Consider the following 16,536-nt stretch of genomic DNA (forward strand, 5'->3'; position numbering starts at 1 on the left):
CCCAGCGGGACCGGGTAGGGGTGGCCACGGCTATGCTGATCGAACTCGGCGATGTAGGGCTGGCCAATGCCGTCACGGAAGCCGAAATGCTCACGGAAATCCGGCAGGGTGAGGGTGTCGAGCTGCAGGATTTCCTCAAGTCCGTGGCTGTCCAGCTCACGGGCGAGAGCGGCTATCCGGGCCTGGAGCGTCTCTTCGCTGTTGCTGTAACAGAGCAACAGCAAATCAACCGGGCGGGTGCCCGGGCCGCCCCACAGCCATTTGCCCGGATCGCTTTCGCCTTCGTCGCCAAGGGTCCGGCTTTTGTGTGGGGTGGTCATGCCGGAGCGAAATTCATTCGAAAAGCCGGCAAGTACCTCGCTCGAAAGGCCCAGCTGTTCCAGTCCGTTATGGCTTAAGGCCAGATTCAGTGCAAGATCAGCGGGTTTTTCTGACGCATAGGTGAGTTGTGGCTCCAGTCCGGCCAGCCAGGGCAGGGCTTTTTTTCGATCGTTGACGGCGATCAGCAAGAAACCGGCCGCTGGCAGGTTGCCATAGCCCCGGACCAGTAGGCCCTGTATGTCATCAAGTTCAATGCCGGTGGTGGCGGTCATATCCGGGCCCTTTCCTTTGGGTGTGAATGCCTGGCCTTCCCTGACTGGCGGTTCACAGCCGGTTCAGCCAGGCCTGTGCCTGGGCGTCATCCATGGTGCCGCTCAGGCCGTTGCGGATGGCTTCGTTGTTGGCAATTCCCACGGCGGTCAGTTGTGGGTAGGGCGTATACCACATCAGGTTCTCGAGCTGATGCAGGGCCAGGTAATCCTTGAAACGCTGTTCTTTGCGGGCGCCCTCCATTACCAGCCATCGGGTTCGGGGGTAGCCTGCACCGTTGCTGAAGATAAGGTTCAGACCCCAGGCCACCTTATCTATAAAATCCACCATGTAGCTCTCCAGGCTGCCGTCGTAATTGCTGGTAAACAGCAGCCGCCTGTCGCCATCCAGCATGGTCCAGCGAGCGAAGTGTATGGTGTCGACGCCATCGAGTCCCAGCAGCGGCACTCCGGCAAGATCGCCGCGGTTGAAGACATGTCTGAGTGCCACCTGGGCCGGGGCCAGCAAGCCCCTGGCGGTGATCCGGCGCAACAGGCCGGGCTTCAGGTACCCTGCGGCAGCAAAGGGATTATGAGCCGCCATGTCCTCTTCAGACCTGAGCTGGTCGAGGCGACTCAGGGGCGCCTTGTGGGTGAATTCGGTGTCCCGCAACTCACGGAAGCGCAGGGCAAGCAGCCACGCCAACAACAGCGGCCAGCCCCAGATCACAGCCAGAATGCCCAGCGCGACCAGCAATCTGAAGCGGGTCGTTTCCCAGGTTCGCCAGAGCAGGCCGGGTCGTGGTCGTGGTGTCAGTGCCCAGGCCAGATCGGGGTGGTCAGCGACATAGGCAATGGCCGCATCACGGATTGTTGATGCCGAGAACGGCAGGTCGGGGTCGAGATTGTTCAGAAACTGTTGCAAAGCCTGGTAGAGCTGTTCCTCCTGGCGGATCTGTTCCGCACTGCGGCCCAGCGTATTGACGTAGTAGGCCTGGGAGGCCAGCTGATGCCGGAACAGGTAACCGATTCGGGTGGCATGACTGCGCCAGGTCCGTGTCGGGTAACCCTCGCAGGTAGACAGGATACGGTCCAGCGCCTGGCTGTGATCGCTGGTCAGCTGCTCCAGGAACGCAGCCAACGGACCGTCGACATTAGCCAGAAAAATCAGGGTTGAACCGTATTCCTCCGGGTGTTTTTCGCCCTCCAGAATCAGAAATCGGGCAAAGTGGAGTTGCCGGAACCGGGCAAAGGGCAGCAGGTCATTGTGGGCAGGATCTTCGGCCAGGGCCGACAGCAGCTCCCTCAGCCGCTTTTCGCGGTTCTGGATTATCGGAAAGCGCAATGTCAGATCGTTCTGCGGTAGTGGATGAACCCGCGAAAGTGCGGCTTTGGTCCGATTGATCAGTGCTTTCATAAGGCCGGCTTCCCCATGCTCAGGCCTGGGTCGGGTCAGGCTGTTCAAGGGCAAAATCCAGCACCCTGCGTTTTCCGATCCAGACCTTGCCCAGGTACAGTCCAGGCGCAACCTCGCGGATTTCATCCCTGATCAGACGGGCCACTACAGAGGTAGTGCTGTAATCGATAACCAGGGTTGGTTTGCCGTCCAGCCAGCTCTGGCCCTGGTAGGCTTTCGCAACGATAAGCTTCCAGCCTTTGGGCAGTATCTTGTTGACTACAACGCCGGTGTCCTTGACCGAGCCCGGCAGGTCGAAGACCTTACCCTGCCAGGCCGCACGAGCCATCCTGGAAAAAACAGCCGCCCCGGGCCAGCCTGCGAACAACGCGGTACCACGGGTATCTCCCAGTGGCAGCCTGCCGGGTCGGGCTTTCAGGTAGATGGCGTCCAGTTCTTTTCGTGAAAGCCTCATCCAGCGTTCTACCTGCTGACGATTGGACTCTACGTCCGCCTGCTGTTTCAGGGCTGGCACACCCTTGTTGCGGCTTTGGGATCTGGGTGCTCTGCGTCCGGGTGTGGTTGGGGCATTCAGAGTAGCTGTGTTGGCCATTTGGCTATCCTCATCTGAGATCCGTAAAACCGGTTCGGCTCGCCTGCCAGGGTGCAGGCATTCTGGGCGTCAGGCGGTTTCTGCTTCCGCTTGCCGCGACTTTTCATGAGTTTCGGTACGATGGTTGGCCGGCCGGGCCCTGTCGTTTTCTGTTAATTCACGGTTGTGAATGATCCGGAAGGCGACTCGTTCGGCAAAGGCACTGATGGTGGCGGAGGGGTTAACCCCAATGGCCATGGGCATGAGTGCGCCATCGGCCACGTACAATCCGGGGTAACCCCAGACCTCTCCGGCATCGTTGGTGACACCGGTTGCCGGAGTATCAGACATGGCACAGCCTCCCAGCGGGTGTGCGGTCAGGGTTTTTTTCAGCGGCAGTCGAAGCAGAGGGGTCTGCCACAGGAAACTGTTCACAAAACGACCTCCGGAGCGACGGCTAAGGTCTTCCATGTGCCGGATCATGGACCGGAACATGGGCAGGCTGCGTCTTATGGACCATTTCAGCTCCAGTTCTCCGCGCCGGTTCAGCAGCAATCGGCCATCCGCCGCATCGGTGCCCATGCCAAGATAGGGCAGAAAGTTCGTCAGATAGCCGTCGGTCATAACATCATTCAACTCGAACTGGAGGCGTCCTCCTAGAGGGCTGGCAAAATAGCGGTAGATCTGTCGTGCCAGAGCGGGAACCCGCCGGCTGGTTGGCAGTAGTGCGTTGAAATGCCAGATGAAGGGATCGGGGTAACCCAGGTCTTCGATATAGATGTACTGACCGGGTTTGTCCTCAAAACCGACACCGGTGGTAATGCTGGGCCCACTGCCGGGGTCTACCAGCTGACGCCGGTAACGAGTGCCTGCAAACAGAAAGTCGCCATTGCCCGAATAACCGTGGCCGAGACAGGCGGACAGTCGCGGCAGCGTCCCGAACTTGTGCTTGCAGCGCAGTAACAGTTCGTTGGTCCCCAGGGTTCCCGCCGCCAGAATCACTTTGCGGGCGAACAGGTGTCGTATACCGTCGACGGCATTCTCCTGCTCGGGATGGGTCGTGTATTGGGCGGTAACACTGTAACCGTCCTGCTCCGGTGTGATGTTCACTGCCTTGTGGCCGGTAAGCACCTGCGCTCCGTGGGCTTCCGCCAGCGGGATGTAATTCAGGTCGAGGGTATTTTTGGCATGGACATGACAGCCGAGCAGGCAGTTTCCACAATGCTGGCAGGTGGTCGGGCTGTCGGGGGCCAGCTCGACGCATATGGGCACGGGTTCTGGCTGGCGTCCGATACTGGCCACCGCCCGGTTAAAGGCTTCCGTCCGGGGCGGAACCCGGTGCCCGGCTTCTGCAGTCAGGGTTTTGGCTCCCAGCATGTCTGCGGCCAGGGCGTAATAGGGCTTCATGCGGCGGGCGTCGGTGCTACGGGGCCAGCATGGCTGGTCAAAAATAAGGGCCGGTGCCGGTTTGTGGACATTAAAATAATGCAGGGAGCCGCCGCCAAGTCCGGTGCCCTGGATAACGTCCATGGTCTTGAACCTGAGGTATTCAATAAAGCCCCGGCCGGGCTGATCGCCAGCATTGGTGAAGGTATGGCGACTGACGGCGCCGGGGGACCGCGGGAAATCCGTGCGCAGCCAGCGCCGGCCCTTTTCCAGCAGACACACGGACATTCCGGCCTGGGCCAGACGGCAGGCGGTAATGGCGCCTCCAAAACCGGAACCAATGACGATAGTGTCGAAGCGTGAGTTGTCTGCCCCGGGCTTCATGGTTGGCGGGCCTCTGGTGCGGCAGGAAAGCAGGGCTTCTCATACTGGAAGTGGCGGAACCAGTGTGTTGCCTTGATCTGCTGTGGTATTTCTCCTTGTTCTATATGGCCACAGCAGGCCTGGTGCGGGCGGACGTTCAGCAGGATCCGCAGAAACTGTTCGTAGGCCCCGGTAATGGACAGGCGTCCGCAATAAACGCCGCCGCCAAACTCGTCGGGGACAGCGAAGCCGACTTCCAGCAGGAAACTCTCTCCCGGGGCCAGGGTTCTGCGGTCCGCTGACAGCGTGACCTGCTGGTCTGTGCAGGGGAAGGGTGCGGCGGAAAACCGGAATTCTCGTTCGGTATCGCCGGTGTTGGTGACCTGCAGCCGATACCTGAAACGATCGCCGACGCAGCCACTCCAGCAGATTTCACCGACACAGGGACTCGGGCAGGATGTTTCCGGAATATCACAACACCCTGGCGCGCATTTGTCGTGGCACGGGGCCTCGCAATATTTTTTATTGAGGCTGCCATCGAGGGTTTTGCTGATGACCTCTGTCGCGCTGCGCAGCGAAGCCACAACAAGTCTGGGTACCAGCAGGATCAGGCTGCCAGCACTGGGCATGCACTGGCCGGCTGGCTTTTCCGGTGCCTCGCAGCAACCGGTATCAAGGGTTTCCGGGTTCATGACGATCTCCTGAAGTGCTGTCCGGTGGGTTTGCCGGTCTCTGCTGCTGGTCGTTACTGCGCCCCACGGTGCCACGGTTGCAATAAACGTCGAGCCAGATTCTTCCCTCTGCGATTTTGATGAATCCCCGGTAACGACGACCCTTCCTCAGGCCCTCTGGCAAGGTCAGGGTCAGGATTCGCTGTGTTCGCTCCGAGGCCGGTAGCGGTCCTTTCAGGGCCGGCTCAAAGTGAACCCGCAAGGGGGCCAGGGTTTCTTTCCGGAAATTGTGCAGTACGCGGTTGGCAAAGTTCTCGTAGTCATCCTCGGGGCGGGTTTCCCGCAGGCTGTAGATCAGGGTGCGGCCAATCCAGTCCTGTTCCCGCAGCCAGATAAGGCCAATATTGCGGCAGTCGATGTTGACGTTACCGTAGTTGGTCATGGTCACCGTAAAACTCAGTGAATCACCGCTGCCACCGGACAGTTCGACGTGCCCCGGCTCTATGTCCAGGGACCGGTTTTCAAGTACCTCGATTTCCAGGTCGGCTTTTTGCTCGCCTACCCGGAGTTCGGCCTGGTAACGCCCGGCTGGCGTGTCTGGCGGCAACTGCAGGTATGCGCGGGCGCAGGAGGCCTGGTTTGGCAGCATTCTTGCCGCAACCCGAATGGCGGTGGGCGGAAGTGTCTTCAGGCCCTTTTTTTTGGGGGCGCTCTGGCCGGTGGCTGCCACAGTTTCAAGCTGGCGGATACGTACCTTCTGCGGGCTCTGGTTGGAGAACGTCAGATCACCGATGCAGTGGTCGGGGGTGCCCGAAAACAGGTAGGTTCCCGGCTTCAGTTGCCAGTCTGTCCCGGCTTTTCCTGAGTATGGACCTTTCATGGCCGTGCTCTCCCTGAACGGTCGCTGTTATGGGTTCCGGCTACCGGCAGCGCCTGCTCCGGCCTCGTTGTCCTCGGAAATGAGGATGCCTTCACCGCAGCTGTGTAATTCAAGAACACGGTGGCCGAACAGGGTCAGACAGAAACGGTAGTTCAGCGGCAGGTAAAAACGCATGGGGCGAAAGCCAAACTGGATGTCGACTCTGGGCAGCTTTCGCACCGCGACACCCACTTCCAGATCCACCTTGTTGTCGGATTTAAGGGTGTTGTCAGTTGCGAGTTCTATGGGTGGCAGCCGGGTGACCGCCAGGTTGGCGTTGACGTCCGGAAGTTCGGTGACACCGACACTCAGAGCTGGCAGCTCTGTGATGCCGAGCTGGATATTGTCGAGTCCCAAGGCAACCCCGCCCTCAAGGCCGAGGTCCAGATCGAGGTTCAGATCGGGAAATTCCTGGATCCGGATTTCCCTTATTCTGATGTTGTCCAGGGGTACGTCAACGCTCATGGCTGGCCTCACGTGACCTGAATCAGGTGACAGTTAACCGAGACAGCAGAGTTCCAGATCAAGGCGTGAGAGGATGCGCCCTACGACGGAGTCTTCAGTGTGCGTGGGCAAAACCGCAGGGGGAACAGCAAAGTCCGTTTGCCTGAAATCAGTCTGCAATAGGTGCGGAATACATTCAAGTGCTTCGGGGTGTTTTTTTACCGGTCAACCGACGTCTGTTTTTTACGCTGGTCATGGACCCGGGCCTCAATGCCCAGGGCCCGCAGCTGCCTGAAATGCGAGCGGGCCTGATTCAGTACCTCCGGATCGTTATGGGCAACCAGAGCAAGGCGTTTGAAACGGTCGGCATCGGCAGGGAGGGCAGCTGACAGGATGATCAACGTATCCCAGTCGTCGGCAACCGGCTGGCATAACAGGACACCCACCGGATCCGGGCAGCGGGTGGTGACATCAGCCACAATGCTGTGGGGGATGAAGGCATCCGGTGTGAAACTCCACAGCAATTCGTCCAGTTCCTCCGCCTGCTGATGACTGTCACACAGGATGGCCACCCGGTCACCCTGCTGCCAGGCCTTGTCGGCCAGCCTGACCGCGTGCAGATGACGATCGGCAGCGGTCGGGCGGGCCAGGATGTGGAACCAGTAGGACTGGTTCCCGTTAGCGTCAGTGTCCGGCTTACTTGCCGGCATGGGACATCAGGTAGTCAATCAGCAGGGGCACGGGGCGGCCGGTGGAGCCCTTGGCCTTTCCCGAATTCCAGGCGGTACCTGCGATATCCAGATGGGCCCAGGCGTAATCCTTGGTAAAGCGGGACAGGAAACAGGCCGCAGTAATGGTGCCTGCAGGTCGGCCGCCGATGTTCTGGAGGTCGGCAAAATTACTGTCCAGCTGGCTCTGATATTCATCCCACAGCGGCAGGCGCCAGGCCCGGTCGCCGGCACGTTCACCAGCTGCAAGCAGTTCGTTGGCAAGCGCATCGTTGTTACTGAGCATGCCTGTGGCGTGGTGTCCCAGGGCAATGATGCAGGCCCCGGTCAGTGTCGCCAGATCAACCACCGCTTCCGGTTCGAACTTCTTGACGTAGGTCAGCGCGTCACACAATACCAGGCGGCCTTCGGCGTCGGTATTCAGTATTTCAATGGTCAGCCCCGACATGGAGGTGACAATATCGCCGGGCCGGGTAGCGGTGCCACTTGGCATGTTTTCGGCTGCAGCAATTACCGCTACCACATTGATTTTTGGTTTGGTCTCGGCAATGGCCTGCATGGCTCCGAACACGGCGGCAGCACCACCCATGTCGTACTTCATTTCGTCCATGCCTTCGCCGGGCTTCAGGCTGATGCCACCGGTATCGAAGGTGATGCCTTTGCCGACCAGCACGTAGGGCTTGTCTTTGGCCTTGCCGCCCCGGTATTCCATGATGATCAGTTTGGCAGGCTGGGCACTGCCGGCAGAAACAGACAGCAGACTGTTCATGCCCAGCTTTTTCATCTGTTTCTCATCGAGAACTTCGGTCTTGATGACGTCGTGCTCTTTCGCCAGCAGCTGGGCCCGCTCGGCAAGATAGCTGGGGTGGCAGACGTTGGGCGGGGTGTTGCCCAGATCTTTGGTCAGGTTCATGCCGCGGCCGGTCGCCAGGCCCAGAGTGAACGCCTCTTTCAGGGCCTTGCCACTGCCGGAAGCGGCAACGGTAACCTTGTTGAGCTTCCGGCTGGCGGGTTTCTCGCTTTTGTATTCGGTGAAGCTGTAGAACTGGTCCTCAAGGGTGCGGCCAATCAGATTTAGCCTGCCTGCTTCGGTACCCAGTACTTCGTCACCGGTAATGGGGGTGTCGAACAGCGCAACCACCGCATTTTTCGCAGAGCCATCCTTGAGGCAGCTGCTCATGGCTGCCAGCGCCTTGCTGAAGCCGCCGCGATTTCGGTCTTTGTCCGTGCCGGTACCCACCAGCAGGACCCGCTCCCATGGCAGGTTGTCCACCGGCACCAGTAACGTGGTGGCATTCTTGCCGCTGGCGTCGCCTTGCTTGTGCAGCTTGCTGATCAGTCCGCCCATGGCCTCGTCTGCCTGCACTGTGGACGCGGGCCAGTCACCTTTTTCTGGTACGGCAACCACCAGACAATCGGTTTTGGTAGTGACAATCGCTTTGCTGCTCAACGTGAAATTCATGGCAACTCCTGAAGGTTTACATCATTCAAAGAATGTCATTCTGCGTTTGGGCCGATGCTGGCAGGTCCGGCAGATGAATGGTCTGTGGTCCTATAGCATCGGGGCGCCGGGTCAATTTATCAAGCACTGCAACCGTTTGCTGTGATCTTCAGGGGCGCCGGCCCCATCAGAGCGGCCTGTCATTTGAAGCGCAGGTTGCCTAGAATAGCGGCCAGATCAACGCCCGGTGACCACTGCAATTCAGAACCGCAGGGTCGCCCGCTCCACGGAATGTGCGAGGCATCTTTGAGCATTATTTTTCGGTACCTGAGTCGTCAGACCCTGATCAGCATGCTGGCTGTTTCCGGCGTATTGCTGATGGTGTTCATGAGCGGCCGCTTTATCAAGTATCTCGCAGATGCGGCAGCCGGTCAGCTGGCCGGTGATGTGTTGTTTCTGATCATGGCGTACCGCTTTCCGGGGTTTCTGGAGCTGATTCTGCCGCTGGGCTTTTTCATCGGCATTCTGCTGGCTTACGGCCGGATGTATCTTGAAAGCGAGATGACGGTGCTGTTCGCCTGTGGTGTGTCTGACCGCCAGATACTGGCCCATTCGCTCATAGCCGGCTTTCTGGTCATGGTGGTCGTGGGTGCCATGAGCCTGTGGATTTCGCCCTGGGGCATGAAACAGGTAGAGGGCATATTCAATGAGCAGCGCAAGGCCACTGAATTCGAAATGCTGGCGCCGGGGCGCTTCCAGTCGCTGTCGTCAGGAACCCGGGTCACCTACACCGAAGCGTTGAGCGACGACAAACGTCAGCTCCAGGGCGTGTTTATTGCGGAATATTCCAGTGAGAGGAATCGGCTGCGGATCATCTCGGCGGATATCGGCTCGCAACTGGTGGATCCGGAAACCGGCAGCCGCTTTCTGGTGCTGGAGGGTGGCGCCCTGTTTGATGGCCTGCCCGGTCAGCTGGATTACAACATTACAGAATTTGATGCCTACGGTCTGAAGATAGAAGGCGAGGGCGGTCGCGACCGTGAACTGGAAGAAGGCATCAGCACCCGTGAGCTGATGACATCCAGTAATCCGGAGCAGCGGGCCCTGTTGCACTGGCGCTTCTCCTTGCCGCTGATTGTTCCCGTCGTGACCCTGCTGGCCGTGAGCCTGAGCCGGGTCAATCCGCGTCAGGGGCGGTTTTTCCACCTGTTGCCGGCAATGCTGATTTATATCCTGTATCTGGGGCTGCTGATTGTGGCGCGGGATGCCCTGGCATCCGGTCGGGTGCCGGAATGGATCGGTATGCTCTGGGTGCACCTGTTGTTTCTGGCGCTGGGCCTGTGGCTGCAGTTTGGTCCGGCCTGGCGCTATAAACGGAAGCTGACCAGGGAGGGGCAGAAGCATGCGCCTGCTTGATCGCTATGTCATGACCAATGTCGGCTCCGCCATGTTCCTGGTGATGGTGGTGGTGCTGGCGCTGGATCTGATGTTTGGTTTTATCGCCGAGCTGGATGACGCCCGTAACGACTATCAAGTGGTCGAGGCACTCTATTACATGTTTTTGACGCTGCCGCGCAGGGTCTATGACTTCCTGCCTCTGGGTGCGTTCATGGGGTGCCTGATCGGACTTGGCGCCATGGCCAGCTCTTCCGAGCTGACGATTATCCGTGCGGCCGGGGTGTCGGTGAAAAGGGTGGTGTGGTCGGCCATGAAACCGGCCCTGGTGATTGTGCTGCTGGGCGTGGTGATTGGTGAGTATCTGGCGCCCCCTGCCGAGCGCCTGGCCCAGAGCCACAAAGCCATTGCCCGTGGGGCCGGGGAGAATATTGCGGCGGCCACCGGTGTCTGGCACCGGGAGGGTGACACCTTCATGCACCTGAACGCCGTGGTACCAGACGGTGCCTTGCGCGGTGTCTCCCTGTTCTCCTTTGATGAGCAGGGTCGCTGGCTGGAAACCTCGGTTTTTGCAGAGCGCGCGGACTATCAGGGCGATCACTGGTTACTGCAGAACGTCCGCACCACCAGGCTCACGGAGGAAGGCACCTCGCTGGAAGAATCGGCGGAGTTGCGCTGGGATACCGGGCTGACCCCTGATGTGCTGAGTGTGCTGATTGTGCGCCCGGAGAATCTGCCGGTGACCGGACTTTTCACCTATGCCCGCTATCTGGATGAGCAGGGACTCAGTTCCGCCAACTACTGGCTGGCTTTCTGGAAGAAGGTGCTTATGCCAATAGGTACCGGAGTCATGGTGCTGGTGGCCATATCCTTCATTTTTGGCCCGCTGCGTTCGGTGACCATGGGGTTCCGGGTGTTTACCGGCCTGATCGTGGGCCTGCTGTTCAAGTACATGCAGGATCTGCTGGGCCCCATGAGTCTGGTCTTCGGGTTCAATCCGGTGCTGGCGATTCTGCTGCCGATTGTAATCAACGGCATTGTCGGCGCAGTGCTCTTGCGCCGGGCAGGATAGCGGTGCCAAAGCTGTCTGCATGTGGCTTTCTGCAGCTTTAATTCGGACTCTTGCCGTTCTTTGCCGGTTTCGGAGGCGCTGGCACCGCCACCACCTGAGTTCCCGAAAACTTGTCAGGCCAGGTTTCGCGCCGGGGATCCCAGAGCAGCCAGAGATAGCCAAGGCCGGCGGGAATCCAGCTGACATAGGCTGCCATATAGCGCTTCAAAGCCTGTGTCCAGCTAATGGAGCTGCCATCGTAATTTTCGATACGAATTCGCCACACCTGCATGCCCAGGGTTTGCCCGGTGCGGGTCCAGAAGTAGGCAAAGAACAGATACAGGATCACGAACAGTACCGAAGTCAGCATGGGATCCCGGTTGAAGGCCCCCGCCTCGGCCATTTCCAGATACTTGTCAAAACCGATGATCCAGGCCACGAACATGGTGTAGCCCCAGGTCGCAAGGATCAGCACCGCAATGCAGATCAGCCCGTCATACAGCATGGCAAGCAGACGGCGCAGCAGTGGCGCGGGTTCAAACAGCGATTCCGGGTCGTGAAACTGGCGTGGCATGGTGCATCCTGATGTTGTTCATGAGTCCGCCGCAGCGGTCTGGCCGGCGGGCAGTATAACCTGAACGGTGCCCGGTGAAAGAATCCCGCATCCGGAGCGCCCGGGGGCGTGCAGGGACCGCAGAAAAGCCATTTTTCAAGCCTGCGGCCTGTGCTAGAGTAGCGCCTCTGTATGCAGGCCCGAAAAGGGCTCAGGCATCGTAACCGTGTGACCGATCGATTCAATCAGGGTAGTGATATGACAACCGCAGAGTTGCGACAGGCGTTTCTGGATTATTTCAAACAGCAGGGGCACCGCATCGTGCCCAGCAGCTCTCTGGTTCCCGCAGATGATCCTACCCTGTTGTTCACCAATGCGGGGATGAACCAGTTCAAGGATGTTTTTCTGGGGCGGGAGCAACGTGACTCCGTCCGCGCAACCAGCTCCCAGAAATGTGTGCGGGCCGGTGGCAAGCACAACGACCTCGAGAACGTGGGTTACACCGCCCGTCACCATACCTTTTTCGAAATGCTCGGTAACTTCAGTTTCGGAGACTATTTCAAGCGGGAAGCCATCAACTTTGCCTGGACCTTTCTGACTGGTGAAGACTGCCTGAAGCTGCCCAAAGACCGGCTCTGGGTAACCGTCTACGCCTCCGACGACGAAGCGTATGACATCTGGAACAAGGAACTGGGCGTGCCTGCCGAGCGCATTGTTCGCATCGGCGACAACAAGGGTGCCCCCTACGCCTCCGACAACTTCTGGCAGATGGGCGATACCGGGCCCTGCGGACCCTGTACCGAAATATTCTATGACCACGGCGCCGATGTGGCAGGCGGTCCTCCCGGCAGCCCGGAGGAAGACGGCGATCGCTACATCGAAATCTGGAACGTGGTGTTCATGCAATACAATCGCCAGGCCAGCGGCGAGATGGAGCCGCTGCCGTCGGTGGATACCGGTATGGGCCTTGAGCGCATCGCGGCGGTGTTGCAGGGTGTGCACAGCAACTATGAAATCGACCTGTTCCAGGATCTGCTCAAGGCGGCTTCTGACATTCTTGGGGGCGTTGCCTCAACCGAAGCGTCGCTGCGGGTAGTGGCAGACCACATCCGTTCCTGCGCGTTCCTGATTGCCGATGGCGTGATGCCTTCCAATGAGGGCCGGGGCTTTGTGTTGCGACGGATCATTCGCCGCGCTGCCCGTCACGGCAACAAGCTGGGTGCCCAGGGACCGTTCTTCCACAAGCTGGTAGACGCGCTGGTGATGCTGATGGGGGATGCCTATCCGCAACTGGTCAGTGGCAAGGCGCAGATTGAACGCATTCTGCTGCAGGAAGAAGAGCAGTTTGCCAAGACGCTCGATAAAGGCCTGCGTCTGCTGGAGCAGGATATTGCGGACCTGCAGGGAGCCGTCATTCCTGGTGAGACAATTTTTACGCTGTACGACACCTACGGTTTTCCGGTGGACCTGACCAACGACATCGCCCGCGAACGGGGGCTGACGCTGGACTACGAAGGCTATGAAAAAGCCATGGAGGGCCAGCGTGAGCGGGCCCGTGCCGCCAGCAAGTTCGGTATTGACTACAACGCCGGTGGTTTGCAGCTGGAAGGTCAGACCGAATTTACCGGTTACGAGCATATTGACGGTCATGAAACCATTCGTACCGTTCTGGTGGCCGGTGAAGAAAAAACCGCCCAGGCCGGCGATGAGGCCATAGTGGTGCTGGAGCGCACACCGTTTTATGCGGAATCCGGCGGACAGGTGGGGGACACCGGTCTGCTGACCTGGAGTGGTGGTCGTTTTCAGGTGAACGATACCCGTAAGGAAGGCAGTAACCACCTGCATATCGGTACGGTGCTCGAAGGCGAGCTGTTCCCGGGGCTGGAGGTGGACGCCCGGATTGATCATCTGCGTCGTGAAAATACCAAAAGGAACCACTCTGCGACGCACCTGTTGCATGCGGCGCTGCGCCGGGTACTGGGTGAGCATGTGTCCCAGAAAGGCTCTCTGGTGGACCCCGACAAACTGCGTTTCGATTTTTCCCATTTTGAGGCGGTGACGGATGAACAGCTTCAGGAAATCGAGCGTCAGGTGAACGAGCAGATCCTGATGAACACCGCCGTGGCCACTGAAATCACCGACATGGAGCAAGCCAAAGCCAAGGGCGCACTGGCTTTGTTTGGTGAAAAATATGGCGATTCCGTGCGGGTACTGAGTATGGGTTCAGAGAATTATTCCGTGGAACTCTGTGGCGGTACCCACGTGGTGCGCACCGGCGATATCGGACTGTTCCGGATTACTTCCGAAAGCGGTATCTCTGCCGGTGTTCGCCGGATTGAAGCGGTTACCGGCTTTGGCGCCCTGCGCTGGATAGACGACACCGAGAAAGCGCTGGATCAGGTCGCCCGCCTGGTTCGCGGCAATCGCGAATCCGTGCTTGAGAAGGTGCAGGCATCCCTGGATCGCACCCGGGTACTGGAAAAGGAAGTGGACCAGCTGAAAGGCAAGTTGGCCAGCTCGGCGGGTGACGATCTGCTCGGCTCCGCCGTCGACGTGGCGGGCCTCAGGGTGGTTGTCGCTGAACTTGAGGGTGCCGACCGCCAGACCCTGATGGAAACCGCCGATCAGCTCAAGAACAAGCTGGGGGAGGGCGTGGTGGTGCTGGCCAGCGTCGCCGACGGCAAGGTTACCCTGGTGGCAGGCGTGACCAAATCTGCCACTGGCCGGGTCAAGGCCGGAGATATCATGAAGCACCTGGCGGCCATGGTGGATGGCAAGGGTGGCGGCCGGCCGGACATGGCCCAGGGTGGTGGTAATGATGCATCTGCTCTGCCGGCGGCACTGGAAAGTGTGGCGGTCTGGGTGGCGGATAACGCCGCTGCCTGACGGGTGCCAGCAAGCCGGCGACATTACCGGTGGTCTGGCCCCTGTTCATTGGTATTGATTCAAGCGTATAATTTCGCGATTTTTTGCGGGTGTCGTCGATACTCGCCCGGGGCGCGGTTGCTGTTAACCGCTTGGTATCCCTTGCAGGATATTTGGGAAGAACATGGCTCTGCTGGTTCAGAAATTCGGTGGTACATCCGTCGGCACGACCGAACGGATTGAGGCGGTTGCAGAGAAAGTCTGCAAGTTCCGCAGCGAAGGACATGACATTGTGGTTGTGGTGTCGGCCATGAGTGGTGAAACGAACCGACTGATCGCACTGGCAACTGCGATTATGGAAGAACCCACGCCACGGGAAATGGATGTGCTGGTGTCAACCGGCGAGCAGGTGACCATTGCACTGCTTTCGATGGCCCTGCAGAAGCGGGGCTGCGACGCGCGCTCCTACACCGGTGGCCAGGTACGAATCCTGACCGACAACTCCCATACCAAGGCGCGGATTCGTGATATCGACGAAGCCAATATGCGCGCGGACCTGAACGCAGGTCGTGTGGTTGTGGTGGCCGGTTTTCAGGGTGTTGACGAGCACGGCAACATCACGACGCTGGGGCGCGGGGGGTCTGACACCACCGCTGTGGCGCTGGCAGCGGCACTGAAAGCGGATGAGTGCCAGATCTATACCGATGTGGACGGCGTTTACACCACAGATCCCAGAGTGGTTGATGACGCCCGGAGACTTGCTCGCATCACGTTCGAAGAAATGATCGAAATGGCGAGCCTGGGTTCCAAGATTCTTCAGATCAGATCTGTAGAGTTTGCGGGCAAGTACAATGTGCCGTTGCGGGTGCTATCCTCGTTTGAGGAAGGTGAAGGCACTCTGATTACCTTTGAGGATGACAGCGTCATGGAACAACCGGTCGTTTCCGGAATTGCATTTAATCGCGATGAGGCCAAGCTGACCATTTCCGGTGTGCCTGATACACCGGGAGTTGCGCTTCGTATACTGAAGCCGGTAAGTGAAGCGAACATTGAAGTGGACATGATTGTGCAGAACGTAGGTGCTGATAACCATACGGACTTCACCTTTACCACGCATCGCAATGATTTCCGTCGCGCCAGGGAAATCCTGGAAAGAATATCCGGTGAACTGGGTGCCCGTGAAGTCAGCGGTGACCCGAAAATCGCCAAGGTCAGTATTGTCGGTGTCGGTATGCGTTCTCACGCGGGTGTTGCCACCCGTATGTTCGAGGCGCTGTCCAATGAAGGCATTAATATTAGGATGATCTCCACCTCGGAAATCAAGATTTCGGTGGTGATTGATGAGAAGTATCTCGAGCTTGCGGTTCGGGCGCTGCACAGCGCGTTTGAACTGCACAAGCCCGAAGTAGAGGCCTGATGTGGCGGATTAACAGGTCGGTCCGCCAGGGTCTTGCAGTACACGGGAACCATATAGGGCAGTCAGGCGTCTGAACAATTGCGGATAAGGGATTGTTCGGCTTATGTCCAATGGTTTATGCCGGTATAACGTAATTACCAATTGTTCTTGTCGGAACAGGTAGCTCTGGAAAGGGAGTAAAGGACATGTTGATCTTGACCCGCCGTGTTGGCGAAACCCTGATGGTGGGTGACGAAGTCACTGTCACCGTGCTGGGTGTTAAAGGTAACCAGGTACGCATTGGTGTCAACGCACCCAAAGAAGTCGCTGTTCACCGCGAAGAGATCTATCAGCGTATCCAAAGTGAAAAGACCGACGGAGAAGGCCCGGAACCCGGGAACCACTAAGTTGATCTGCGCAAGGCACCCGTCAGGGATGTGCTGAGCATAAAACCGCCAGATTTCATTATCATGGCGGTTTTTTTTCATCCGCAAATATCCGGGGTGAAAAAAATGGTGTCAACCCTATGAAAACAGAAAAATTATGGTAGTATACGCGGCGTTCTCAAGGAGAGGTGGGTGAGTGGCTGAAACCAGTTCCCTGCTAAGGAACCGTACGAGCAATCGTACCGAGGGTTCGAATCCCTCCCTCTCCGCCATTTCCTTTTATTGAAGGAAAGTCGGGAACAGGTCGGATTTGCACCCGACCACGCGGGAAACCGTATGCGCGGCTGTAGCTCAGCTGGATAGAGTACCTGGCTACGAACC

General features: G+C 58.6%; 14 protein-coding genes, 1 tRNA gene and 1 pseudogene. 6 read left to right on the forward strand and 10 right to left on the reverse strand.

Annotated elements, in window-relative coordinates; translation table 11 throughout:
* The 9 genes and pseudogenes from AAC035_RS07995 to AAC035_RS08035 all read right to left on the reverse strand — a co-directional run.
* A pseudogene (locus tag AAC035_RS07995) lies at positions 1–593 on the reverse strand (peroxidase); the annotation flags it as partial.
* 52 nt (positions 594–645) lie between these two features.
* Complete coding sequence (locus AAC035_RS08000; protein WP_339802260.1) at positions 646–1,986, reverse strand: hypothetical protein; 1,341 nt, start codon at positions 1,984–1,986, stop codon at positions 646–648.
* Between the two features lie 19 nt (positions 1,987–2,005).
* Entirely contained in the window at positions 2,006–2,578 is a 573-nt protein-coding gene (locus AAC035_RS08005) for a hypothetical protein (protein WP_339802263.1), read from the reverse strand.
* A gap of 69 nt (positions 2,579–2,647) precedes the next feature.
* A complete protein-coding gene (locus AAC035_RS08010; RefSeq protein ID WP_339802266.1) occupies positions 2,648–4,327 on the reverse strand; it encodes a GMC family oxidoreductase in 1,680 nt (559 codons plus the stop codon).
* Positions 4,324–4,998, reverse strand: a complete 675-nt coding sequence (locus AAC035_RS08015) for a hypothetical protein (RefSeq protein WP_339802268.1) — start codon at positions 4,996–4,998, stop codon at positions 4,324–4,326. Before AAC035_RS08015 ends, AAC035_RS08010 begins: the two co-directional genes overlap by 4 nt.
* A complete protein-coding gene (locus AAC035_RS08020) occupies positions 4,979–5,857 on the reverse strand; it encodes a hypothetical protein (protein ID WP_339802271.1) in 879 nt (292 codons plus the stop codon). The genes AAC035_RS08015 and AAC035_RS08020 overlap by 20 nt, the downstream gene beginning before the upstream one ends.
* A 27-nt stretch (positions 5,858–5,884) precedes the next feature.
* The gene (locus tag AAC035_RS08025; RefSeq protein ID WP_339802274.1) at positions 5,885–6,361 is read right to left on the reverse strand and encodes a hypothetical protein; all 477 of its coding nucleotides are present in this window, start codon (positions 6,359–6,361) and stop codon (positions 5,885–5,887) included.
* 197 nt (positions 6,362–6,558) lie between these two features.
* Entirely contained in the window at positions 6,559–7,050 is a 492-nt protein-coding gene (locus tag AAC035_RS08030) for a DNA polymerase III subunit chi (RefSeq protein ID WP_339802276.1), read from the reverse strand.
* Entirely contained in the window at positions 7,037–8,530 is a 1,494-nt protein-coding gene (locus tag AAC035_RS08035; protein WP_339802279.1) for a leucyl aminopeptidase, read from the reverse strand. The genes AAC035_RS08030 and AAC035_RS08035 overlap by 14 nt, the downstream gene beginning before the upstream one ends.
* A 285-nt stretch (positions 8,531–8,815) precedes the next feature.
* Between AAC035_RS08035 and lptF the strand changes: the two genes are divergently transcribed.
* Together lptF and lptG are read left to right on the forward strand one after the other, a co-directional pair.
* Positions 8,816–9,925, forward strand: coding sequence for an LPS export ABC transporter permease LptF (gene lptF, locus AAC035_RS08040; RefSeq protein WP_339802281.1), 1,110 nt, complete (start codon positions 8,816–8,818; stop codon positions 9,923–9,925).
* Positions 9,912–10,976 (forward strand): LPS export ABC transporter permease LptG, encoded by a 1,065-nt coding sequence (gene lptG / locus AAC035_RS08045; protein ID WP_339802284.1) that lies wholly within the window; start codon positions 9,912–9,914, stop codon positions 10,974–10,976. The genes lptF and lptG overlap by 14 nt, the downstream gene beginning before the upstream one ends.
* Before the next feature lie 37 nt (positions 10,977–11,013).
* Here lptG and AAC035_RS08050 read toward each other — a convergent pair whose 3' ends face one another.
* Entirely contained in the window at positions 11,014–11,529 is a 516-nt protein-coding gene (locus AAC035_RS08050; protein WP_339802286.1) for an RDD family protein, read from the reverse strand.
* Positions 11,530–11,766: 237 nt separating this feature from the next.
* Between AAC035_RS08050 and alaS the strand changes: the two genes are divergently transcribed.
* The 4 genes from alaS (at position 11,767) to AAC035_RS08070 (ending at position 16,427) form a co-directional block, all read left to right on the forward strand.
* Entirely contained in the window at positions 11,767–14,394 is a 2,628-nt protein-coding gene (gene alaS, locus AAC035_RS08055; protein WP_339802289.1) for an alanine--tRNA ligase, read from the forward strand.
* Positions 14,395–14,557: 163 nt separating this feature from the next.
* Positions 14,558–15,790, forward strand: a complete 1,233-nt coding sequence (locus AAC035_RS08060; RefSeq protein WP_339802292.1) for an aspartate kinase — start codon at positions 14,558–14,560, stop codon at positions 15,788–15,790.
* Between the two features lie 185 nt (positions 15,791–15,975).
* Complete coding sequence (gene csrA / locus AAC035_RS08065; RefSeq protein ID WP_339802295.1) at positions 15,976–16,176, forward strand: carbon storage regulator CsrA; 201 nt, start codon at positions 15,976–15,978, stop codon at positions 16,174–16,176.
* A 161-nt stretch (positions 16,177–16,337) separates the two neighbouring features.
* A tRNA-Ser gene (locus AAC035_RS08070) sits at positions 16,338–16,427 on the forward strand.
* The last annotated feature ends 109 nt before the right edge of the window (positions 16,428–16,536 follow it).

Source organism: uncultured Marinobacter sp. (assembly GCF_963974375.1).
Classification (GTDB): Bacteria; Pseudomonadota; Gammaproteobacteria; order Pseudomonadales; family Oleiphilaceae; genus Marinobacter.